Source organism: Xanthomonas sp. CFBP 8152 (assembly GCF_014199025.1).
In the GTDB taxonomy this organism is placed as follows: domain Bacteria; phylum Pseudomonadota; class Gammaproteobacteria; order Xanthomonadales; family Xanthomonadaceae; genus Xanthomonas; species Xanthomonas arboricola_B.
Map to the genome: position 1 here is coordinate 526,418 of NZ_JACHNO010000002.1, position 22,309 is coordinate 548,726.

Below are 22,309 nucleotides of genomic sequence, written 5' to 3' on the forward strand. Positions count from 1 at the left end.
TAAGCGTCCGCGCTCAACCAAGCGCGAGGGTGTTGAATTGCAGGATGGGCAGCAGGATCGACAGCACGATCACCGCCACCACGCCGCCGAGCAGCACGATGATGGCCGGCTCCAGCAGGCTCATCGCCGCGGTGGTGAAGGACTCGAACTCGCGCTCCAGATAATCGGCGGCGCGCTCCAGCATCGGCGCCAAGCGCCCGCTGTTTTCGCCGCTGGAGGCCATGTACAGCAGCGTCGGTGGAAACACGCCCGCGCGCTTCATCGCCGCGGCCAGGCTGCCGCCCTCGCGGATTGCCGTGACCATGTTGTCGGTGGCCAGGCGCAAGGCGCGGTTGTCGACGGTGCGCGCGGCGATCATCAGGCCTTCCATCAGCGGCAGCCCGCTGTTGACCATGATCGCCAGCGTGCGCGCCATGCGTGCGGCGTGCAGGTCGCGGATCAACCGGCCGAGCAAGGGCGCGCGCAGCACCGCACGGTCGGCCGCCAGGCGTAACTCCGGGCGCTTGAGCAGGCGCAGCGCTGCGATCACTGCAATGACCAGTGCAATCAGCAGCGGAATGCCAGCCTGCAGCAGGAAGTTCGACACGCCGATCACCGCGCGCGTCAGCCATGGCAATGCGCGCCCCATCGAATCGAACTGGTCCACCACCTTGGGCACCACAAAGGTCATCAGCACGATGACCACCGCACCGGCGGTCAGGGCCAACGCCGCCGGATACACCAACGCAGACTGCAGCTTGCTGCGCACCTGCGCCTGCCGCTCCAGCAGGTCGGCCAGGCGCTCCAGCACCTGTGGCAGCGCCCCGGCACTTTCGCCCGCGGCCACCATCGCGCGGTACAGCGGCGGAAACGCAGTGCCCTGGCGCGCCATCGCATCGGACAGGCGGAAGCCCTCGACCACCAGCCCGTGCGTCTGGCCGGTGACCCGGCGCACGCCGCGCCGCTCGGACTGCGTGCCGATGGTGCGCAGCGCTTCTTCCAGCGGCGCGGTTTCCACCAGCGTGGCAAGTTGACGGGTGAACAGCACCAGATCCTTGCCGCTGAAACGCGCCGGACGCACGCCGCTGGCCGCCACCGCCGCCTCCACGCGTACCGGCACCCACTGCCGCTGCTCCAGTTGCGCACGCGCAGCCTGCGCCGTGTCCGCGCTGATCACGCCCTGGCGGCTGTGCCCGTGCAGGTCGAGCACGGTGTAGTCAAACCGCGGCATGCGCATCGTCCTGCTGGCGGGTGACCCGCAGCGCTTCTTCCAGCGTGGTGAGGCCTTGCAGCACCGCCGCACGCGCGGCATCGCCCAGGCGCGCTGCGCGTGCGAAGGCCGCTGCAGCCAAGGCATCCTCGTCGGCGTTGTCGCCGATCAACCGGCGCATCGCATCATCCACCGCGATGGCTTCGTAGATGCCCACCCGCCCGGCATAACCGCTGTGGTGGCAAGCCGCACAGCCCACGGCGGCGTAGATGGTTGCATCGTCGGGCGCCTGCAACATCTGCCGCGGGCTGGCATCCAGCGGGCGCGGTGCACGGCACTGCGTGCACAGGCGACGGACCAGGCGCTGCGCCAGAATCAGCCGCAGGCTCGACGCGAGCAGGAACGGTTCGATGCCCATGTCGCGCAGCCGCGTGACTGCGCCCACCGCATCGTTGGTGTGCACGGTGGACAGCACCAGGTGGCCAGTGAGGCTGGCCTGCACGGCGATCTGCGCGGTCTCGGCGTCGCGGATCTCGCCGATCATCACCACGTCCGGATCCTGGCGCAGGATCGCGCGCAAGCCGGCTGCGAAGGTCATGCCGACACGTGCATTGACCTGGGTCTGGCCGACGCCGTCGATGGCGTATTCCACCGGGTCCTCCACCGTGAGGATGTTGCGCGAGCCGTCGTTGAGCAGGCTCAGCGCCGCATACAGCGTGGTGGTTTTGCCCGAGCCGGTCGGCCCGGTCACCAGCACGATGCCGTTGGGCACCTGCAGGGCGCGCTGCACGGTGTGCATCACCGCCGGTGGCATGCCGAGCTGGGCCAACGACAAGGTGCCCTGCTCCTTGTCCAGGATGCGCAGCACCACGCGCTCGCTGCTGCGCGTCGGCAGCGTGGACACGCGCACGTCCAGCGCCTTGGCACCCATCACCAGCGACACCCGGCCGTCCTGCGGGATGCGTTTTTCGGCGATGTCCAGCCGCGCCATCACCTTGACGCGCGACACCAGCAACGGCGCGATGCGTCCGGGCAAGGTGGCCGCCTCGCGCATCACCCCATCCACGCGCAGGCGCACGCGCAGCCGCGCTTCGTAGGATTCCAGATGCACGTCCGAGGCGCCCAGGCGCGCGGCCTCGGCGATGATGCCGTTGATCAGGCGGATGATCGGCGCATCGTCCTGGCTGTCGAGCAGATCGGCGGTGGGGATGTCGTCGATCAACGAATCCAGGCTGTCGTGCAGGTCCAGCGCCTCCACCTGTACGCCCTGCTCCATGCCGGCATCGGCGTAGATCTCCGACACATGCCGGTCGAACACCGACGGCGCCAGCGTGCGCACCTGCAACGGCATGCCCAGGGCACGCCGCAGCTCGATCAGGGCCTGCACATCGCCGCCTTCGCGCAGACCGATCTGCGCGGCACTGTCGCTGCCGAGCAGCACCACGCCGTGGCGCTTGGCGAACGCGTAGGAAATGCTGGCGCGCGCGGTGTTCATGGCATCAGCGCTGCGCGGGACGCACGCCGGGCGCGGGCATTGTTGCCGGCGCAGGCACGGCCGACGCTGGCGCGGCCGGCAGCTGCGGCGGCGGCGCGCGCAGGTAGTCGCGTACCAACGCATCGAGCGCGGCTTCCGGGTCGCCGTCGGCCAACTGGCGGTCGCGTAGATAGGTGTAGCGCGGTGCGGTCATGCGCTGCGCATCGGCCGCATCGCGGATGATGGTGGGGCGGATGAACACCATCAGATTGGTCTTGTCGCGATTGCGCGACCTGTGCCGGAACAGCGCGCCCAGGCCGGGCACATCGCCCAGCAGCGGCACCTTCTCCACGGTCTGCCGGTCGTTCTGGTCGAGCAGGCCGCCGAGCGCGACGATGGCGCCGTTTTCCACCACCACGCGGGTTTCGATCTGGCGCTTGTTGAACACCAGCTCCGACGACTGCGCGCTGACCGGCCCGGCAATGGCCGAGACTTCCTGCTTGATCGCCAGGGTGATGCCGCCGGCGGTATTGATCTGCGGGCGTACTTCCAGCTCCACGCCCACGTCCTGGCGCTGGATGGTGCGGAACGGGTTGTCGTTGGCCGCGCCCAGCACTTCGCCGGTGGTGATCGGCACTTCCTGGCCGACCAGGATGCGCGCCTGCTCGTTGTCCAAGGTCATGATCGACGGGGTCGACAACAGGTTGGAGCCGGTGTCGCTCTTGACCGCATCGATGATCATGCCGAACACCGCATCGTTGCTTTGCCCGGCCAGCCCGATCAGGCCGCCGCTCAGGCCCAGCAAGGATTGCGCGGCCACATTGCGCGCCTGTTCCAGCACCGAATCGTCTTGGCCGTTATTGCTGCGCGTGCCGGCCGCCGCTGCGGCCAATGGCACGATGCCCGGCGAGGCGCCGCTGTACTGCGTGGCGATCAACGGCACCGTGCCATTGCGCCCGGCCAACAGCAGCTGCACGCCCAGGCGCTTGGCGGCGGTGTCGGAGATCTCCACCACGATCGCTTCGACCAGCACCTGCTCGCGATGCACGTCCAGCTGACGGATCACCTCCATCAAGGCACGCTGGGTTTCCGGGTCGGCATTGATGATCAAGGCGTTGGAGCCGGGGTAGCGCACGATCACCGGGCGCTTGCCGGCGGCCGGTGTGATCACCTGCGTCTGTGCAGCGCCCGCAGCAGCGGCGGCCACATCCACCGCGTTGGAGCGCGTGTCCTGCCCGGGCTGTGCCTCGTTGCCCGGGCTCTGCCCGACCAGCTGCTGCAACACCGGCAGCAATTGCTCGGCGCTGGCGTGCTGCAGCCGCACCACGCTGACATCGCCGCGACGTTCGGCGCGCCCGTCCAGATCCACCGCGGTGCGCACCACGCGCTGCACCAGTGCCGGGTCGCCGCGCACGATCAGCGAATTGCTGCTTTCCACCGGCAGCACCGACAGCACGTTGCTGCGCTCGCCCGCCTGCCCGAACAGCGAGGTCAGCGTGCGCGCCAGTTCCTGTGCGGAGCTATTGCGCAAGCTCACCGTGTCGATCGCCGCGCGGTCGGTGTCGATCTGCGCGACCAGGCCGCGCACGCGGCGCAGGTTGTCGGCGTAGTCGGCAATCAACAGGCTGTTGCCCTGCGGCATCGCCATGATCACGCCGCCGCGCCCGATCAGGGGCTTGAGGATCTCCGCGGCGCTGCGTGCATCCACGCGTTGCAGGGTGAACACCTGCGTGGCGAATCCCAGATTGCCGTTGGCAGCGCTGGCCGGTTGCTGTGCAGCGGTATCGTCGGGAATGATGCGGTAGGTCGACGGCCCGCTGGACACCGCGATCAAGCCATTGGCGCGCAAGACCGCCAGCAGCATGCCGAGCAGATCCTGTTCCGACATCGCCTGCGCACGCGCCACGTTGACCGTGCCCTGCACGCGCGTGTCCACGATGAAAGTGATGCCGGTGGCACGCGACACGTCCTGGATGAACGCGCGCAGGTCCACGTCCTGCAGGCGCACGGCCGGTGCGTCGGCGGCATGCAGCGACACCATCGGCACCGCCGGCAGGGCGAGCAACAACGCGGCCGAAAGCAGCCATACGGGGCGGGCAGCGGTCATTGCGGGCGCTTCAGGGTCATGGTGTGGGTCTGGCCGTCACGGCGGTAGGTCAGCGTGGCTGCCTGGCCATCGCGTAGTTCGTCCTGCAGCTCGCGCAGATGTTCGGCATCGAGCGTGCGGCCATTGAGTTGGGTGAGCACATCGCCCGGCGCCAGGCCGGCCTGGCGCAGCAGTGCGCCATCACCGCGCGGCATCACGGTGAAGCCGCTGCCGTCTTCGCTTGCACGCAGGCCGGCGGTGGTCAGCAGTTGGTGCGGGTCGACGGCCGTCGCTGCGACCGTGCCAGCGGCTGTGCCGACATTCGACGTCACTGCAGGCGCGGCGGCGCCTGTCGCTGCGGTCGCGGCCGTTGCTGGCGATGTGGCCGACGACGACGCCGTGGTCTCCACCAAGCTCAGACGTCGCACTCCACGGCCGGCGCGCAGCAGCACGTGATCGCTCGCGATCGCCTGTACCTCCACGCCAGGTACCACGCCATCGCCAACGCGATACGCCCCCTGCCTGCCGTCGCCGCTGCTCAGAAACGCAGCCGCTTGCCCGCCGCCCGCGCGCACCCCATGCAACACGATGCCGTCGCTGCTGGCCTCGGGAACGCTGCGATGGAACACATCGCGGCGCAGTGCCGGCAGCTCCGCATGTGCAGGCGTGGCGACCTGGACAGTGCCCCACGGCCCGATCGGGGTGATCACCACCCACACCACGCGCGCGCACTGCAGGGCGAGCAAGGCCAGCAGCACGCAGCCCAATGCAGTGCGGCCACGCGCCGACATCAGGGGTTTCAAGGAGGGCAAAGCGCGCTGCAAAGCGGACATCCGTCTCAGGATTGCGGTCGAATGACAGAATGCGGCAGCAATGTGTCAGTTCGAAGAAAGTGATGACACAGCCCGACACACGGCGACACGAATCCATCTGCACACGCCCGCCATGCGAGGCAGGGCGGGCATGTGCGATACCGGCAGCGGGCGTCGGATCAGAAGCGCGCTGTCACACTCAGGTCATACGTCACGCCGGGCTGGTACTCGTACAGGTCCACCCGGTTGCTGCCCAGGCTCTGATACTCCTGGTAGCGGGTCTTGAGCAGGTTGCGTGCGGCAAAGTTCAACGACAGCGTATTGCCCGACCACACCAGGCCCTTCTTGATCACCAGATCCAGCGAGGTGCCGGGCTTGTCGATGTAATCCGGTTGCCCCGGGCGACCACGCGCGGACACCCGCTCGCCGACATAGTTGGCGATCAAGGTGGCCTGGCTGTGGGTGCTTTCGCTTTCCACACCGATCTGCAGGTTGGCGATGTCATCGGACTGCCCCTGCAAGGCCGAGCCATCGCGGATGAACAAGGTTGCCTGCACCGGTGCGGTGAAGCCGAACGGCTGCACGGTATCGCCATCGCCGGCGCTCACCTCCGACTTGGTGCGCGTGTAATTGCCGGACACGAACACCCGGTTGTCGCCCCACCAGTCGGCCGCGATCGGCAGGTCCAGATACTTCTTGGCTTCCAGCTCGATGCCATACAAAGTGGCCTCTGGCGCATTGATGAAGCTCTGCACGATGCCGCCGCCGGGCGCATCGTTGACGATGGCTTCGATCGGCTTGTCGATGCTTTTGTAGAACGCGCCGACGGTGAAATACTCGCCCGGCTCGAAGAACCACTCGTACCGCGCATCCAGGTTGACCAGCTCGCTGTCGACCAGGAACGGGTTGCCGAAGAACTGGCGGTCGATATCCGGGTCCAGGTACTGCTGCGGCGCCATCTCGCGGAACTGCGGGCGCGCGATGGTCTTGGACGCACCAACGCGCAGCTGCTGGTTCTCGGCAAAATTCCAGGTCACCGTGGCCGACGGCAACGCGTAGCTGTTCTCCAGCGGGGCCACGCTGTCCTGGCGCACGCCGGTGAAGATGTCGTACGGATGCACCGCCTGCGTGGCGTCCTCGTAACGCATACCGACGGTGGCGCGCAGGGTCGGCACGATCTCGCCCTCGGCCTGCAGATAGGCCGCCTTGACCTTCAGGGTCGCGTCGTACGCGGCCGCACCGAAGCTGCCGGTGGTCTCGCGCAGGCGCAGCAGATCGTTGCTGAGGTTGTAATCGGAGATCAGATAATCCACACGCTGGAACTGGTTGTAGAACGGCAGCGGGCCATCCAGCGCCAGGAAGCGGAACTCCCGGCTCCACGCGCTGCGGTCGTTGTCCAGATAGGCCAGACCGCCCTTGACGGTGAAGTCGTGCTCGATCGGCAAACGCCAGGTCACATCCACCCCGCCGCTGGCGACGGTGTCGTCGACCTTGCTGAAGCGGGTGTAGTTCTGCACGCGCGAGGCATCGTGCGCCCAGTAGCCATCCAGCAACTCGTAGCGAATGCCGGTTTCGTACGGCACATCGCGGCTGGCATTGGCCACCGCTGCGCGCCATTCGATCTTGAGATCATCGTATTCGCCGAATGCATGCGTGCCGCGCAGTTGGTTGTTGATCAGCTGGCGCTCGTACCACTCGGTGTTGTCGTCGCGTACGTCGAAACCGGCCAGCTCATCGCGGCCGGCGCGGCTGCGCGCCACCTTCAAGGCGTCGTGTACATACAAGGTGGTCCAGCCGATAGTGTGGCTGCCGTATTCCCAGCCCAGGCCCAGCATGCCGTTGGTGCGCACATTGTTGCGCGTGGTGGCGAAGTCGTAGTTGGAATTGAACTCGACCGCATCGCCGACAAAGATGCCGTCCTGCTGCCTGCCGGTGCGCGTGCGCCACTCGTTGTCGTAGCTGGCCACCGCGATGATGCCCAGCTTGGCCTCACCCACATCCATGCTGTAACCGGCACTGCCACCGACATTGACGTCCGGGGCGATGCTGTCTTTTTCCTGCAGCACATACAGGTTGGCGTCGTTCAAGCTGCGCCCGATACGGCGGATGTCCTCACGCGAGAAACTGCCCAGATCCACGCGCCGGCCACTCTGGATCGCATCGCGCAACGCGGCAGGCTGCTTGCGCGTGCCGTCGTCGTAGCCCCACTCGTCATCGCCGGAGCCGTAATAGGTCAGGCCTTTTTCGCCGGTGCTGACGCTGTTGACGCCGCCACCCACGGTCAGCGACAGGAACGGTTTGTCCGGCACCGCCATCGATTGCAGATCGATCACGCCTCCGCCGAATTCGCCCGGATAATCGGCCGAATAGGTTTTCTGCACGGTCACGCTGGCCAGTACATCGCTGGGAAACAGATCCAGCGGCACCACGCGCTGCATCGGCTCGGGGCTGGGCAGCGGCGAGCCGTTAAACAACGCCGACGAGTAGCGCTCGCCCAGGCCGCGCACATACACGTACTTGCCGCGCGACAGGCTCAGCCCGGTGACACGCGTCAGCGCAACGGCGGCGCTGCTGTCGCCGGTACGCTCCATGTCCTCACGGGTGACAAACGATGCCACCTCCGAGGTCTGCAGCATCGGTTGGGGAATGTACTCGCCACGCACCACGACCTGGTCGAGTTGCTTGGGCGCACTGGTGGCGGTGCCGCCGCTGCTGGTGTCGGCATCGGTGGTGGTCGACTGCGCCAGCGCAGCGCCGGAAAACAGCAAGGTGGAAATGGAAAGAGACAGGCCCGTCCGCGAGAGACGGGCGACAGCGGAGGTTCGCATCGTGGGAGCCCTGGCAACTGAAAGATGACGCTGGACGCATCGCAAGACAGCGCGTGGGCTGCCTTGCGATGCTGTACCTCAGCAGGGACGATCGGCGGTCAGGCCGCAGGTCCAGCCCTGCCACCAGGTATCGTTGGCATCGCGCACGCCACCGATGTAGTTCACCTGCTGGAAGAAGCTGCTCACCCCGTTCAAGCCCTGGAAGGCCGGCACGGCGCTTTCGTTGGCGCCATTGACGAAGGTGTTCTGCAACGTGGACACGCCGTTGGCAACGTTGTTGGTGCCAGCCGCAAACTGGGTGGCCGCACGTGCATCGCTGCCGAAGGCCGTCGGGCAGGCGAAGAACACCGAGTTGAAGGTACCGAGCGTGTCGGCATCGGCCAGGTTGAAGCACACCAGGCCATCACCGCTGCCACCGGCCGGACGCGTGACGACCGAGTTGTAGAACGCGGCCTGCGTGCCCTGGTTGAGCATGATCGCCGCGCCGGCGCGCGCGTTGCCGACGTAGGTGAAGTTGGCCACCTTCGGACGCGAATACGGCTGACGGCGCAGGCTGCTCCACTCGTTCATGCGGTCGCCGCCACCGGCGCGCTGCACCACGATGCCGAACTGCAGGGCGCCGTTCCAGCCGGCATCGGTGTCCAGCGAATCGTCGTCGGCGCCGGTGATCACGATGTGGCTGCCGTTGACGGTGCCACCGAACCATTCGATGCCGTCGTCGGAGCTGTTGTGGATCTGCACATGATCCAGACGCGTGCCGCTGCCCGCGCCGGCCAGGGTGATGCCCTGCAACTCGTTGTTGGGCGAAATTTCGAAGCCCGAATACATCACCCGCAGGTAGCGCATGGAGCCGCTGTTGTCGGTGGCGCTGTTGCCGCCGTAGAACGCGTTGGTACCTTCCACCTGCGCCTGGCATTCCGGCGTGCCGGAGACCGTGCTGCCCGGGCAGTTGTTGATGGCCGCACGGCCCAGCACCACGATGCCGCCCCACAAACCGATGGTATTGGCGCTGACCTGACCCTCAAGCGCCTGGCGCGCGGTGAACACGATCGGGGCGGTGGCGCTGCCTTCGGCAAAGATCTGCGAACCGCGGTTGACCACGATGTAATCGCTACCCGCCGAACCGAACAGGGTCACGCCCGGCTCGATGGTCAGGATGCCCTGCGTGCTGCCGGCGGCCGGTGCAATGGCGTTGCCGCCGCGGTCGGTGCCCACGTTGACGCGTCCGCTGATCGAATACGCCGTGCCCGCACGTGCCGGCACCACCAGGTTGCCGTTGATGGTGTCCGGCAGCTGGCAGGCGCGCAGCGTGTTGTTGGCGATGGTGCCGACGTTGGAGAAACCGGTCGGGCAATCGGCGGCCGGGCCGGTCGGTGTCGGAGCGGGCGTGGGTGCAGGCGTGGGCGCCGGGGTCGGTGCGGGGGCCGGCGTCGGTGCCGGCGGAAATGCGCCCTCGCCGGGCGAAGCGACACGATCGGCACCACCACCGCAGGCCGACAACGCCAGCGCGGTACCAAACGTCATGAGAAGTGTCTTGCTGCTATTGCGAACGGACATGCGGCTGATCTCCAGGTCAAGGAAGGTCCGGTATGAAGAGGAGTCGTCAAGAATTGGTTGCGTTCCGCTCACTGCAGTGGCGAGCACGTTCAAGATCCCCGTCACTTTTATAGGGGCTGTCTGTGTCATTTGTCTTACCACGACACAATTGACACATGCCTGCCACACACTGACATGCACTGTAGAAGGATGACCTCGACCCCCATCCCCACTGCCCTGGGCAACTGGATCATTGCGCAGGCAGTGGCCGGCCAGCCGCCGGAGCAAGCGCTACAGCCGCTCTTGGATCAAGGCTGGAACGAACAGGACGCCATCGACGCAGTCGAGGCATTGGTGCGCGACCACATCCAGCAGCACGCGCAGGCACATGGCCTGCCGATGCCGGTGCGCGTGCCGGCAGTGGTGCAGGACAACGATGCCTCGTTGCTGGACCTGGGCGATCGCCAGGTGCACGTGCTGGTCAGCCTGTTGCTGCCGCGCGTGGTGGTGCTGGGCGATTTCCTGTCCGATGCAGAATGCGAGGCATTGATCGCACTGGCGCAGCCACGCCTGGCGCGTTCGCGCACGGTGGACAACGACAACGGCGCGCAGATCGTGCATGCCGCGCGCACCAGCCACAGCATGTGCCTGCAGCTGGGGCAGGATGCGCTATGCCAACGCATCGAGGCGCGCATCGCCCGCCTGCTCGATTGGCCCGTGGACCACGGCGAAGGACTGCAGGTCTTGCGCTATGCCACCGGCGCCGAGTATCAACCGCACTACGACTACTTCGACCCCGCTGCCGCCGGGACGCCGGTGCTGCTGCAGGCCGGCGGTCAGCGCGTCGCATCGCTGGTGATGTATCTCAACACCCCGGAACGCGGCGGCGCCACGCACTTTCCCGATGCGCACCTGGACGTCGCTGCCGTGAAAGGCAATGCGGTGTTCTTCAGCTACGACCGCCCGCATCCGATGACACGCAGCCTGCATGCCGGCGCCCCGGTCCTGGCCGGCGAAAAGTGGGTCGCAACCAAGTGGCTACGCGAACGCGCGGTCCGCATGCCCGGCTGAGAGCGAAGATTGGAAGCTACGCAATCGCCAGGTGGACGACCATCGCGCACTGCTCTCGACATTGCACGCCGACCATCCCGACCGGTCCTTGCCTGCCCATCGTCGCGCGACCTTACGCGGCATGGATGCCGCGTAAGCGCCTACACGGACGTACTTGCGGCGTGTCCTGCGAGGGTGGGCGGGCAATGGCCTTGCAGCAAAGTCACAGACCAGCTGTTCTACAACAGATCTACCCGCGCGGCCCAAACATGCGCTGATCGATCCGCAACATCACCAACCGCAGCGGCGTCCATGCCAGGCACAAGCCAGCGAGGATACCCAACGTATCGGCAAGCGCATCGTACGGATCCGCGCTGCGATTGGTGGTCAGTGCCCCTTGCGCGATCTCGATCCCGATCCCCAACAGCACCAATCCGAACGCCGCAAGCAACAGCGCGCGACGGGTGGCGAACAGCTGCACCGCCCCCCAGCACAACAACGCGAACGTCAAGAAATGCTCGGCCTTGTCGCTGTTGGAAGGAAGTTCCGGAAACTCTGGTGGCGGCCCCATGCATACCGCAATCACCATCAGGATTGCGGCGATCCACAGGCCTACCCACAACCGTGGCCGCCGGAATGGACGCAGCGCCGCGCTCACAGCCGCCATGTGAGATCGCCCGCCAGAAATGCCGGCGCAAAATCGACATCGCGCGCAAAGCCCATCACCTGGAAGCGCTCGCCCATTTCGCTGGGCAAGGTCAGCCGCTTGATCTGCTCACGCAGCCGCATGCGCCCCACTTCGTCGGTGCGCGTGTCGGCCTGCGCCAGCAGGGCATCCAGGCCGTTGCCGAGCAGAAAGCTCGCTTGCGTGCAGTATCCGGCCAGTTCGAAACCGGCCCCGGTGCCGGCCTCGGCCAACGCCGTGAAGTCCACCGACGCAGTCAGATCCTGCAGGCCCGGCCAGCGATACAGGTCCTCATGCATGCGATGGCGATAGAACGCGCGCAAGGTGCCGTCTTCGCGCTGCGCGCGATAGAACTCGCCACGCGGGTAACCGTAGTCGACGAACAGCATCGCGCCGCGCTTCAGACCGCCAGCCACCGCCTGGACCCAGTAAGGCAACTGCGGCAGCAACTCGGAGCGATAACCATCGGCGAAGGGCTGCTCCAGATAGCGCTCCAGATGCCGCACCGCCGCGCCCAGCAAGGCATCGGCCGGCTGCTCGCCGCGCGCGAATTGCTGCTGCGCGTCCAGCACCACGGTTTCCTCATACACCTCGCCATCGCGCAGCGTGAAGCGCGGCGTAGGCAATGCATCGATCACTTCATTGGCGAACAGCACCCCATCCCAATCGTCCGGGAATGGACCGTCCAGCCACTCCACCAGATCGAAGACCGGCGGGATCAGGCTGCGTCCCAGGCGCTCGCGCTGACGCTCGCGCAGGTCGGCGCTGGGTTCCAGGATCGCGTAACGCTCCGGTAGCGCATCCAGCTCGAGCAGGCGCTTGAGCGTGACTTCGGCGAATGCACCGCTGCCGCCGCCCACTTCCAGCACGCGCGCCTGTGGCCCGAGCTGCTGCAGCACCGGCGCCAGCGCACCGGACACGGTGGCCGCGAACAACGGCCCCAGCTCCGGTGCGGTGACGAAATCGCCAGCCTCGCCGAACTTGCTGGAGCCGGCGCTGTAATAGCCCAGGCCCGGCGCATACAACGCCAGTTCCATGAAACGCGAAAACGGAATCGCACCACCGGCGGCGGCGATCTCGGCGCGCAGATGCGCAGCCAACCGATCGCTATGCGCCAGGGCGTCCGGATCGGGAGTAGGAAGGTCGGCGTGCATGCGGGCACCGGTTGCGGGGACAATGCACAGGATAGCCGAGCCCTCTGCAACGCCGAGCGAGTACGCCATGACAGACAGTTCCAAGGTGGTGTTGATCACCGGTGCAGGCCGCCGTATCGGCGCCCAGATCGCCACCACGTTGCATGCGGCCGGCCACCGCGTTGCCTTGCACGGGCACCGCTCCGGCGAGGCGCTCGGCGCGCGCGTAGCGCAGCTGTGCGCCCAGCGCGCCGGCAGTGCGCAGGCCTTGCACGCCGATCTGCGCTTGCCGGAGGCGCCGGCGCAGCTGGTCGCCGACTGCATCGCCGCGTTCGGCCGCCTGGATGGCGTGGTCAACAATGCTTCCGCGTTCTATCCCACCCCGCTCGGCGCAGCGACGGTGGCGCAATGGGACGAATTGTTCGCAGTCAATGCACGTGCGCCGTTCTTCATCGCCCAGGCTGCCGCCGCGCAGCTGCGCCAGCACCACGGCGCCATCGTCAACCTCACCGACCTGCACGCGCAGCAGCCGATGCGCAACCACCCGCTGTACGGCGCGTCCAAGAGCGCGCTGGAAATGCTCACCCGCTCGCTCGCGCTGGAGCTGGCACCGGAGGTTCGCGTCAACGCGGTCGCGCCCGGTGCGATTCTGTGGCCGGACGAAGGCAAATCCGCAGATGCCAAACAGGCGCTGCTCGCACGCACGCCGTTGGCACGCATCGGTACGCCCGAGGAAATCGCCGAGGCGGTGCGCTGGCTGCTGGACGACGCCAGCTTCGTCACCGGCCACACCCTGCATGTGGACGGCGGCCGCCAGCTCAGTTGAGCTACAACGACGCTACCGCGCCACATCCAGCGCCGGAGCCGCGTCCAACGCAACCGTCGCAAACGCAATGCCGTACTGGGAATGCGCCTGCCACAGCGCGGCCAGGGTCTGCCCGCTCAGCGGGTCGACAAAGTCGGGCGCGATATCGGCCAGCGGCTTCAACACGAAGGCATGTTTGAGCTCGGGCCGCGGAATGCGTAGATGCCCGGGGCCTTCGATGATGCAATCGCCGAAGAACACCACATCCACGTCCAGGGTGCGGTCGCTGAAACGCGGGCCGCTGCGATCGCGGCCGTGCGTATCTTCCAGCGCATGCAGCCAGTGGTCGAGCGCAGGCAGGTCCATGTCCGTGTCCAGCGCCACGGCGTTGTTGACGAAGTCCGGCCCGTCGAAGCCCACCGCCGGCGTGCGATACGCCGGCGAGATGGCAAGTTGGCCGAAGCGCGCGCGCAAGGCGTCGACGGCCAGGCGCAGGTAGTGGGTCGGCTGGAGGTTGCTGCCGAGGCTGAGAAGCACGGTGGTCATGCGTTATTCGCGCATGCGGCCAGCGTGGGCGTCAACTGTTGCAATCGTCGCGCACCTTGGCCTGCCCGCCCGTAGTACGCCAGACCCTGGCCTCAGGCCACTTCCAGCGCATGCGCCACGGCGCGGAACACCCGGCGCATTTCCAGCGGTTTGCGCAACACATGCACCGGCAGTTCCGGCGGGAAATGCGAACGTTGCAGCGGCGCGCCGACGTCTTCGAGCACGATCGCCGGGCCGTGATAGCCCAGTTCCTGCATGCTCAACAGCACGCTCACCGCCGAGAGCTGGATGATGTCGCTGTCGATGATCACCAGGTCCGGCATCGCGTGCTGCTGCACCAGCTGCAGCGCCGCCGCACCGTCGGTTGCCAGCTGCGGTTGATAGCCCTGGCTGGACAAGGCGTTGCCCAGCAGCGACAGGCGCGTGGCCTCGCCATCCACCAACAGGATGCGCTGCCCATGCCCCAACGCCAGCGGCGGCTCGGGATCGGCAACCGTCCCCGCGGCCGCACGCATCGGCACGATCATGTCGAAACGCGTGCCCTCGCCCAGGCGGCTGTCGACCACGATGCTGCCGCCGTAGCTTTCGACGATGCGCTTGCAGGAAATCAGTCCCAGGCCGGTACCGTCGGCCTTGGTGGTGAAGAAGGGGCTGAACAGGCGTGCGCGGGTGTCCTCGCTCATGCCCACGCCGGTGTCGGCCACGCTCATGCGCACGCGCGCGCCATCATGGCGGTCGGCAGACAGGGTCAACGTCCCGCCGCCCGGCATCGCCTGGATCGCGTTCAGGCCCAGGTTGAGCAGGCACTGCTGCAACTCGGTGTAGTTGGCCTCGATGGTCAGATCCAGCGGGATCGTGTCCATCTGCAGGCGCACGCCGTCGGGCAGGCTGCTCTTGAGCAGCATCTGCACGGCCTGGAACAGGCTGGCGATCGACACCTGCTCGCGCGGCTTGTTGGAGCCACGCACGAACGACAGCATCGACTCGGCCATCTCATGCCCGCGCCGGCCGCACTCGGCCACCACGTTGGCCAGCTGACGCAGCTGCGGATCGTCGGTGCGTCCGGCCAGCAGGTCGGGCACGATCAGCAATGGCTGCAGGATGTTGCGCAGGTCGTGGCTCAACCCGGCCGCCAGCATCGCCAGGCTTTCCAGCCGCTGCGCACGCATCAGCTCGCTCTCCACGCGCTGACGTTCCAGATCCGCACGCGCCTCGCGGATCGCGCGGATCACTGCGCTGGGCAGCCGTGTCGGGTTGTGCTTGATGATGTAGTCGTTGGCGCCATCCTGCAGCGCCTTGACCGCGGTTTCCTCGCCCATCGTGCCGGAGACGAAAATGAAGGGCGTGGCGCCGTTCTGGCGCACCAGGCGCAGCGCCTGATGGCCGGAAAACCCGGGCATGCTCAGATCCGACAGCACGATGTCCGGCTGGAATGCATCCAGTGCGGCACGCAGCGATGGTTCGCTGTCCACACGCTCGAACGCCGCATCCAGCCCGGCATCGAGCAGCTGGTCGGACAACAGCTCAGCGTCTTCCGGTGAATCTTCCACCAGAAGGATCTTCAGCTGCTCCAGTTTGCCCCCCTCATGCAGCATGGGTCAGTCCAGCTCCGGTGCCTGATTGATGACCGCCCAGAAGGTGCCGAGCGTCTTGACTGCGTTGAAGAACTGATCCACGTCCACCGGCTTGACCACATAGGCATTCACGCCCAGGTCCCAGCTGCGGGCCAGGTCGCTCTCTTCGCGCGAGGACGACAGGATCACCACCGGCAGGCGCTTGAGCGACTCCTCGCTGCGGATCTGCTTGAGCACTTCCAGCCCGTCCAGGCGCGGCATCTTGATGTCCAGCAGCAACACCGCCGGCAGGCCTTCCTCGCGATCGGCGAAGATGCCCCGACGCAACAGATAGTCCATGGTTTCGACGCCGTCCTCGACATGCACGATCGGATTGGCCAGGCGGGCTTCGCGCAGGGCATCGACGGCCATTTCCGCATCGGCCGGGCTGTCTTCTGCCAGAAGAATGGTACGGATGGCGGTCATACAGTGAACTCTTGGTTGGGCGCTTCGAGCGCAGGTGGAAGCACAAAATAGAACGTGGCGCCTTCGTCGACCGCGCCTTCGGCCCAGACCCGGCCGCCGTGGCGCGTCAGCACGCGCCGCACGCTGGCCAGGCCGATACCGGTACCGGGATATTCGCTGGCCTTGTGCAGACGCTGGAACACGCCGAACAACTTGTCGCTGTATTCCATGTCGAAGCCGGCGCCGTTGTCGCGCACGCTGAACTGGTGGCCGCCGTCGGCCATCGGCGTGTAGGTGACCTCGATCCTGGCCACCTCGCGCTTGGTGCTGTATTTCACGGCATTGCCGAGCAGGTTCATCCACAGCTGGCGCATCATGTTCTCGTCGGCCACCAGCACCGGCAACGGCGCGATATGCCAGTCCACCCGGTGGCCGGTGTTCTCGCTCTGCACGTTGGAGTCCAGGATCGCGCGGGTTTCCGATACCAGCGACTGCATGTCCACCGCCTGCAGCCGCAGCGCGCTGCGCCCCAGGCGCGAGTACACCAGCAGATCGTCGATCAGCGACGCCATGCGACGCGCCGAGCTGCTGATCACTTCCATGTAGTGACGCGATTTTTCGTCCGCCGCATCGCCCAGATGGCGCGCCAGCTTGTCGGAGAATCCGGCCACATGGCGCAGCGGCGCGCGCAGATCGTGCGAGACTGAGTAGCTGAAGGCCTCCAGCTCGCGATTGACCTCCGACACCTGCTCCACCTTGCCTTCCATCTGCCGGTTGAGCTCCTGGATGCGCAGCTGCGAGGCCTTCTGCAGGCTGATGTCGCTGACCGTCATCAGCACCACGTCTTCGTCGCTGGTGTCCGGCAGCGGCATGCGCCGCGCGTTGATCAGCATGGTGCGCTGCACGCCATCGGCGGCGCGCTGCTCGTGTTCGTAGTCCCACAACTCGCGGCCGCGCAGCAGCACATCGGCCAGCCGCTGATGGATCTGCGCATCGCGCCAGACGCCCTCGCCCACGTCTTCCAGCGGCATCGATTCGTTGCCGCGCTCGTCCAGCCCGTACAACTCGGCAAACGCCGGGTTGTGCAGCAGGATGCGCTGGCTGGAATCCAGCAGCACGATCGGCTCGCGCACGGTCTGCAATACCGACGACGCACGGCCGTTGGCGCGCAGGTACTCCTGCTCGGCCGCCAGGCGGCGACGGATCTGCCGCTGCAGCAACCAGGTCACGGTGCCCAGCAGCAGCAACTGCACCACCAACGTGCCCCAGCTCAGCACGGCGTAATGGGCGCGCTCGGTGTCGGCGCGCGTGTTGCGCAGCTCCAGCAGCTTGCCCTCGGCCTCCTGCAACTCGTCGATCAGCACACGGATCGGGTTGTTCAAGGTCATGTCGTCAATCAGCACGCGGATCTGCTCGGGGGCAGTGGTCACCGCAATCCGCTCGGCCAACAACAGACGCCGCTCGATCGTGCTCTGGATGCGCCCCATCCGCACCTGCTGTGCGGGGTTGTCCTTGGTCAGCACGATCAGCCGCTGCACCGCAGCCAGCGACTCGCGCCGCCCGCGCCGCATCCGCTCCAGCAAGGCCGGACGCTGCACGCCGTGCGAGCGCATCAGGGCTGCCGATTCGGTGTCGCGCATTGCCGCTTCCAGGCGCTGGGCAGTCTCCTGCACTTCCTGGCTATGCAACACCCACGCCGCAGCCTGGTTGGCGTTGTGCGCCATCTGCTGCAACAGCAACGACGGCACCACCACAATCAGAAACACGGCAACTGCCAGTGACGGCAGGCGCCAGCGATCCCATCTGTCTTCTTGGACCGTCGTCTGCATTGCTAGGTCTGTATCCGCTCGCTGCCAAGGCCCCGAAGGCAAGTCGGCATTGTCTCCGATCAGGCCCAGGATGAGATTAACGATTCAGCCTGATCACTCCCGCGGCGACATAGCTGAATGGGCATATCATAAGTGCAGCAAACGTGAAAATGGTGCGAGCGCTTACCGCCCGTCGGCTTGCCTGGGTCGCGAACAGGCAACAAAAAAAGCGCACCCCGTGGAGTGCGCCTGGTGCTCGGATCAGCCGCCTCGCCTCGGCTGCCCCGGCATTTGCTACGGCTGCAATTACATCTTTGCAGCAACGACCTTCAGGCCTGTGGACTTGACGCTCTTGACGCCTTCGATGCCCTTGGCAACTGCCACGGCCTTGTCGTGCTCGGCCTTGGTGGCAACCGTGCCGGTCAGGGTGACGATGCCGTTCTTGGTCTCGACCTTGACGTCGGTGCCCGACACGTTGTCGGTGGCCAGCAGGTCGGCCTTCACCTTGGTGGTGATCCAGGTATCGGTCACCGGCTTCTTGGATTCGTTGATGTTGTCGGCAGCGTGATCCTTGTGCGCGGCGTGCTCCTGCGGCGCGGCGAATGCCTGCGAGGCACCCAGCGTCAGACCGAGCGACAGTGCCAGGGAAAGCAGCTTGCGTGCATGTGTCATGTTCTTCATTGGATGTACCCTCCTGTGAATGTGGCGGCAGTCTGCAATGGCGCTCGTCGTGCACACGTGACTGCCGGATGCAGGGGCTGTGAACCCGGCGCACACGGGTGCGTGCAATACCATGCAGACCTCTCCGTCGTTGCGATGAACCGTTTTCAATGCCTAAACCGTTCAATCTGGCCGTCGTCGGGTATGGCTATGTCGGCCGCACCTTCCATGCCCCGCTGATCGCCGGCACCCCGGGCCTGGCCCTGCATAGCGTGGTGTCGTCAAAACCGCAGCAGGTACAGGCGGACTTCCCCGATGTGGCCGTGCTGGCCGATCTGGAAACGGCACTGGCCGATCCGGCGCTGGACGCGGTGGTGCTGGCCACGCCCAATCAGACCCACGCGCCGTTCGCGTTGCAGGCGCTGGCCGCCGGCAAGCATGTGCTGGTCGACAAACCCTTTGCGCTGGACGCGGCGCAGGCGCGCGAGCTGGTGGCTGCAGCCGCCGCGGCCGGGCGCGTCGTCAGCGTGTTCCAGAACCGGCGCTGGGATGCGGACTTCCTCACCGTGCGCCGGCTGATCGACGAAGGCCAGTTGGGCGAGGTGGTGGAATTCCATTCGCACTTCGATCGCTTCCGGCCGCAGGTGCGCGACCGCTGGCGCGAAAGCGAGGTTCCCGGCGCCGGTCTCTGGTACGACCTGGGGCCGCATCTGCTCGATCAGGCGCTGCAGCTGTTCGGGATGCCGCAGGCGATCGGCGCGGACCTGCAGCGCCAGCGCAACCAGGCGCGCAGCGATGACTATTTCCACGTCACCCTGCGTTACCCGCGGCTGCGCGTGATCCTGCATGCCGGCTCGCTGGTGGCCGACAGCGGCCTGCGCTTTGCCGTGCACGGCACCCGTGGCAGTTATCTCAAGCACGGGCTGGACACCCAGGAGGACCAGCTACGCGCCGGACGCCGCCCCGGTACCGCCGGTTGGGGCGTGGACCCGCTTCCGGGCACGCTGACCCGCGTCGACGACGAAGGCCGCGTGCATACCCATCAACCCGACACCACGCCGGGCGACTACCGGCAGTGCTACGCCGCGTTTCGCGATGCCCTGGCAGGCACCGGACCGGCACCGGTCAGCGGTGCCGACGCGGTGCAGGTGATGGAGCTGCTGGAGCTGGCGCAACGCAGCGCCGCCTCGGGCCAGGTGCAATGGCTGGAGGGAGCGAGCGCGGTTTTACGCGGCTGATGCACGACTGTGCGCCGTGTCGGGCGCCTGACCGGTGTGCGGCATCGGCATGGCATGCTCGCGTCCTGCGGTATCGCGTGCGGGCACTGGATCAACACGCACTGCGATCAGCCAGCGGGTACGCCGGCAGTGGATGGAAAGACGTTTCACTACGCGCCCGCCATGCAGGCGCGCAGGAGTCGGCGCAACCGCTCAGACGTCCTTGCTGCCGATCGTGGGCGCGGCTTCAGTCGTGGTCTTGACTGCGTGACCACCGAACTGGTTGCGCATTGCGGCTAGCAGCTTGTCGGTGAACGAATCCTTGTCGCGCGAGCGCAGCCGCTCCATCAGCGACAAGGTGATGATCGGCGCCGACACCTCCAGATCGATCGCCTCGGCAACCGTCCAGCGCCCTTCGCCCGAATCGGCCACAAACGGTGCGATACCAGCCATGGTCGGGTTATGCGCCAACGCATCGGCAGTGAGATCCAGCAGCCACGAACGCACCACGCTGCCATCGCGCCAGATCTCGGCGACCTGGTGCAGATCCAGCGCAAAGTCGGTCTTGTGCTGCATCAAAGCGAAGCCTTCGGCATAGGCCTGCATCATTCCGTACTCGATGCCGTTATGGACCATCTTGGTGAAGTGGCCGGCGCCGCTCGGACCGACGCGCCCCCAGCCCTTGTCCGCTGCCGGCGCTAATGTGGCCAGTACCGGATGCAGCGTGGTCACCGCCGCTTCGTCGCCACCCACCATCAGGCTGTAGCCCTCCTGCAGACCCCAGACGCCGCCGCTGGTGCCGCAATCGACAAAGGCAATACCACTGGCATGCAGCAATGCGGCGCGCCGTTGCGAATCCTTGTAATACGAATTGCCGCCATCGATGACGATATCGCCGGCCTGCAACAGCGGCAGCAGCTGCGCCAGGGTGTCGTCGACGATCTTGCCCGCCGGCACCATCAACCACACCACACGCGGGCTCGGCAGCGCGGATACCAGCGAGGCCAGCGCATCGGCAGTGACCACGCCCTTGGCCTGCGCACTGCGACGCGCGCTTTCGCCCGGATCGTAGCCATGCACGCGATGTCCGCCGTGTACCAGGCGCTCGGCCATGTTGGCGCCCATGCGGCCCAAACCCACCATACCCAGTTCCATAATCGCTCCTCGTGATCTGATCAGTGCAGGGTGCCACGCCCGGCGTACGCTGGCGTGGCGGAATTCTCAATGGATCGTTCCGCCGCGGTACCGGCGCCGCACTGTTGCAACTGCCAGTCGATCCAGCGCCAGTACAAGGTGCTGCGCAGATTGTGCAAGGTCAGGTCGATCGCATACGGCGTGCGCGGGTTGCGATCGAGCAGGCGCGCTATGTGATAGGCGATCGGCTTGATCCCCTTGGGATGCACGTAGACCAGAAAGCCCTGGTAGAACGGGTCATCCAACAGGCCCTGCAGCGTTTGCAGGCGCACCTGCTGCTGCGGGTCGAGCGTGGCGCGCAGTTGTGCATCGCGCTCGTACAGCAACCGCTCGAAGCGACGCTTGCCCGGCCCGCGTAGCTCCTTGGCCAGCTCCCAGATCTGCCGGTTGAGCGCGTCGTAGTGCGCAAAGCCGCCGTGCTGCGCCAGCGCCTGCGCCGCCGCATCGCTGACGTCCACCACCACGAAGTTTTCGGCCTGATTGTGGATGTCGTCCAGAGACGACTTGTCGAACACATGCGCGATAAACCCCGGCGCACCGACAAATGCCTGGCGCCCCAGCTGCGCGGTCCTGACCGCCTTGCCGTCGGCGAAGAAATCGCCGGCATGCGCACCCAGCAGGATGCTGTCGGTGTCGTGCAGGGTCAAGAACGTGCCGATCGACAACTCGCCCGAAGTGAACACCTGATCGAAGCCCGTATCGCCATACAGTTCGCGCTGCGTGGCCAGCTGGGCCACCTGCCGCCCCACGCCGCATTCGGAGCGCACCTGGCCGCGATAAAACACCTCCAGCGCCTGCGCATTGCTGCCGCGCGGTTGATAGCCACGCCCGAAACTGCGGAAGCCGCTCCAGCCCTGCGCTGCCGCGCCGCGCCAGCCGAATCCGATCCAGCCCAGTTGCAACGCCGAAAACCGATAGCCCGGGTTGTTCTGCAGCTGCGTGGTTGCACGCCGCGTGGCCGCCCCGAGTTCGAACGCGTAAGCGCATTGGGTGGCGGTATCGTCCAGCAAGGCCTGGAGCGCGGCGCCGCGTTGCTGCGCGTTCCAGCTGGCCGGCAGCGTCAGCTGCAGATCGCCGGCTGCACGCGCCTGCGCAAGCGACCCGCGCGTACAGGGCTCGCCGCGCCGCACCACCGGCGCACGCACCGAAGCGCTGCGAATATCCCAGCCCAGCCGCCGCAGCAGGGCATCGACACAGTCCACAGACGCCTTGCGCGCAGTCTCACTCGGCGTGGCCGCGGCGGCCTGCAACATCTGCACACCGAGCAA

18 protein-coding genes are annotated in these 22,309 nt (G+C 66.6%); 3 read left to right on the forward strand and 15 right to left on the reverse strand.

The genetic code is table 11. The features are described 5' to 3' along the window. Positions 1-13: 13 nt before the first annotated feature. From gspF to FHT09_RS09950, 6 genes are all read right to left on the reverse strand, one after another. The gene (gene gspF, locus FHT09_RS09925; protein ID WP_104607065.1) at positions 14-1,210 is read right to left on the reverse strand and encodes a type II secretion system inner membrane protein GspF; all 1,197 of its coding nucleotides are present in this window, start codon (positions 1,208-1,210) and stop codon (positions 14-16) included. Then, positions 1,197-2,738, reverse strand: a complete 1,542-nt coding sequence (gene gspE / locus FHT09_RS09930; RefSeq protein WP_104607066.1) for a type II secretion system ATPase GspE — start codon at positions 2,736-2,738, stop codon at positions 1,197-1,199. Before gspE ends, gspF begins: the two co-directional genes overlap by 14 nt. After that, the gene (gspD, locus tag FHT09_RS09935) at positions 2,689-4,770 is read right to left on the reverse strand and encodes a type II secretion system secretin GspD (protein ID WP_104607045.1); all 2,082 of its coding nucleotides are present in this window, start codon (positions 4,768-4,770) and stop codon (positions 2,689-2,691) included. The genes gspE and gspD overlap by 50 nt, the downstream gene beginning before the upstream one ends. Continuing rightward, positions 4,767-5,582, reverse strand: a complete 816-nt coding sequence (locus tag FHT09_RS09940) for a type II secretion system protein N (protein ID WP_104607046.1) — start codon at positions 5,580-5,582, stop codon at positions 4,767-4,769. The genes gspD and FHT09_RS09940 overlap by 4 nt, the downstream gene beginning before the upstream one ends. A 158-nt stretch (positions 5,583-5,740) precedes the next feature. Further along, positions 5,741-8,389, reverse strand: a complete 2,649-nt coding sequence (locus FHT09_RS09945; RefSeq protein ID WP_104607047.1) for a TonB-dependent receptor — start codon at positions 8,387-8,389, stop codon at positions 5,741-5,743. 78 nt (positions 8,390-8,467) lie between these two features. Beyond that, positions 8,468-9,946 (reverse strand): hypothetical protein, encoded by a 1,479-nt coding sequence (locus FHT09_RS09950; RefSeq protein ID WP_047128095.1) that lies wholly within the window; start codon positions 9,944-9,946, stop codon positions 8,468-8,470. 189 nt (positions 9,947-10,135) lie between these two features. Here FHT09_RS09950 and FHT09_RS09955 point away from each other — a divergent pair, with 189 nt between their 5' ends. Next, complete coding sequence (locus tag FHT09_RS09955) at positions 10,136-10,996, forward strand: 2OG-Fe(II) oxygenase (protein ID WP_104607048.1); 861 nt, start codon at positions 10,136-10,138, stop codon at positions 10,994-10,996. 229 nt (positions 10,997-11,225) lie between these two features. Here the strand turns inward: FHT09_RS09955 and FHT09_RS09960 are convergent, their stop codons facing one another. Together FHT09_RS09960 and FHT09_RS09965 are read right to left on the reverse strand one after the other, a co-directional pair. Next, on the reverse strand, positions 11,226-11,642 hold the full coding sequence (locus FHT09_RS09960; protein ID WP_104538568.1) for a VanZ family protein: 417 nt from the start codon (positions 11,640-11,642) through the stop codon (positions 11,226-11,228). After that, a complete protein-coding gene (locus tag FHT09_RS09965) occupies positions 11,630-12,883 on the reverse strand; it encodes an SAM-dependent methyltransferase (protein ID WP_181141416.1) in 1,254 nt (417 codons plus the stop codon). Before FHT09_RS09965 ends, FHT09_RS09960 begins: the two co-directional genes overlap by 13 nt. Here FHT09_RS09965 and FHT09_RS09970 point away from each other — a divergent pair. Beyond that, on the forward strand, positions 12,882-13,619 hold the full coding sequence (locus FHT09_RS09970) for a pteridine reductase (RefSeq protein WP_104607049.1): 738 nt from the start codon (positions 12,882-12,884) through the stop codon (positions 13,617-13,619). The two genes, FHT09_RS09965 and FHT09_RS09970, sit on opposite strands and share 2 nt — an antisense overlap. A 12-nt stretch (positions 13,620-13,631) precedes the next feature. Here the strand turns inward: FHT09_RS09970 and folK are convergent, their stop codons facing one another. From folK to FHT09_RS09995, 5 genes are all read right to left on the reverse strand, one after another. After that, a complete protein-coding gene (gene folK / locus FHT09_RS09975) occupies positions 13,632-14,144 on the reverse strand; it encodes a 2-amino-4-hydroxy-6-hydroxymethyldihydropteridine diphosphokinase (RefSeq protein ID WP_104607050.1) in 513 nt (170 codons plus the stop codon). Between the two features lie 92 nt (positions 14,145-14,236). Further along, entirely contained in the window at positions 14,237-15,739 is a 1,503-nt protein-coding gene (locus FHT09_RS09980; RefSeq protein ID WP_104538572.1) for a hybrid sensor histidine kinase/response regulator, read from the reverse strand. Positions 15,740-15,742: 3 nt separating this feature from the next. Next, positions 15,743-16,183, reverse strand: coding sequence for a response regulator (locus tag FHT09_RS09985; RefSeq protein ID WP_016900854.1), 441 nt, complete (start codon positions 16,181-16,183; stop codon positions 15,743-15,745). Beyond that, entirely contained in the window at positions 16,180-17,991 is a 1,812-nt protein-coding gene (locus tag FHT09_RS09990) for an ATP-binding protein (RefSeq protein WP_104538573.1), read from the reverse strand. Before FHT09_RS09990 ends, FHT09_RS09985 begins: the two co-directional genes overlap by 4 nt. A gap of 285 nt (positions 17,992-18,276) precedes the next feature. Beyond that, complete coding sequence (locus tag FHT09_RS09995; RefSeq protein ID WP_181126376.1) at positions 18,277-18,651, reverse strand: BON domain-containing protein; 375 nt, start codon at positions 18,649-18,651, stop codon at positions 18,277-18,279. A gap of 149 nt (positions 18,652-18,800) precedes the next feature. Here FHT09_RS09995 and FHT09_RS10000 point away from each other — a divergent pair, with 149 nt between their 5' ends. Then, the gene (locus FHT09_RS10000) at positions 18,801-19,868 is read left to right on the forward strand and encodes an oxidoreductase (protein ID WP_104607051.1); all 1,068 of its coding nucleotides are present in this window, start codon (positions 18,801-18,803) and stop codon (positions 19,866-19,868) included. Between the two features lie 192 nt (positions 19,869-20,060). Here the strand turns inward: FHT09_RS10000 and gnd are convergent, their stop codons facing one another. Beyond that, positions 20,061-21,002 (reverse strand): phosphogluconate dehydrogenase (NAD(+)-dependent, decarboxylating), encoded by a 942-nt coding sequence (gene gnd, locus FHT09_RS10005; protein ID WP_104538575.1) that lies wholly within the window; start codon positions 21,000-21,002, stop codon positions 20,061-20,063. Positions 21,003-21,022: 20 nt separating this feature from the next. Then, complete coding sequence (locus FHT09_RS10010; RefSeq protein WP_258077262.1) at positions 21,023-22,294, reverse strand: hypothetical protein; 1,272 nt, start codon at positions 22,292-22,294, stop codon at positions 21,023-21,025. Positions 22,295-22,309 lie beyond the last annotated feature (15 nt).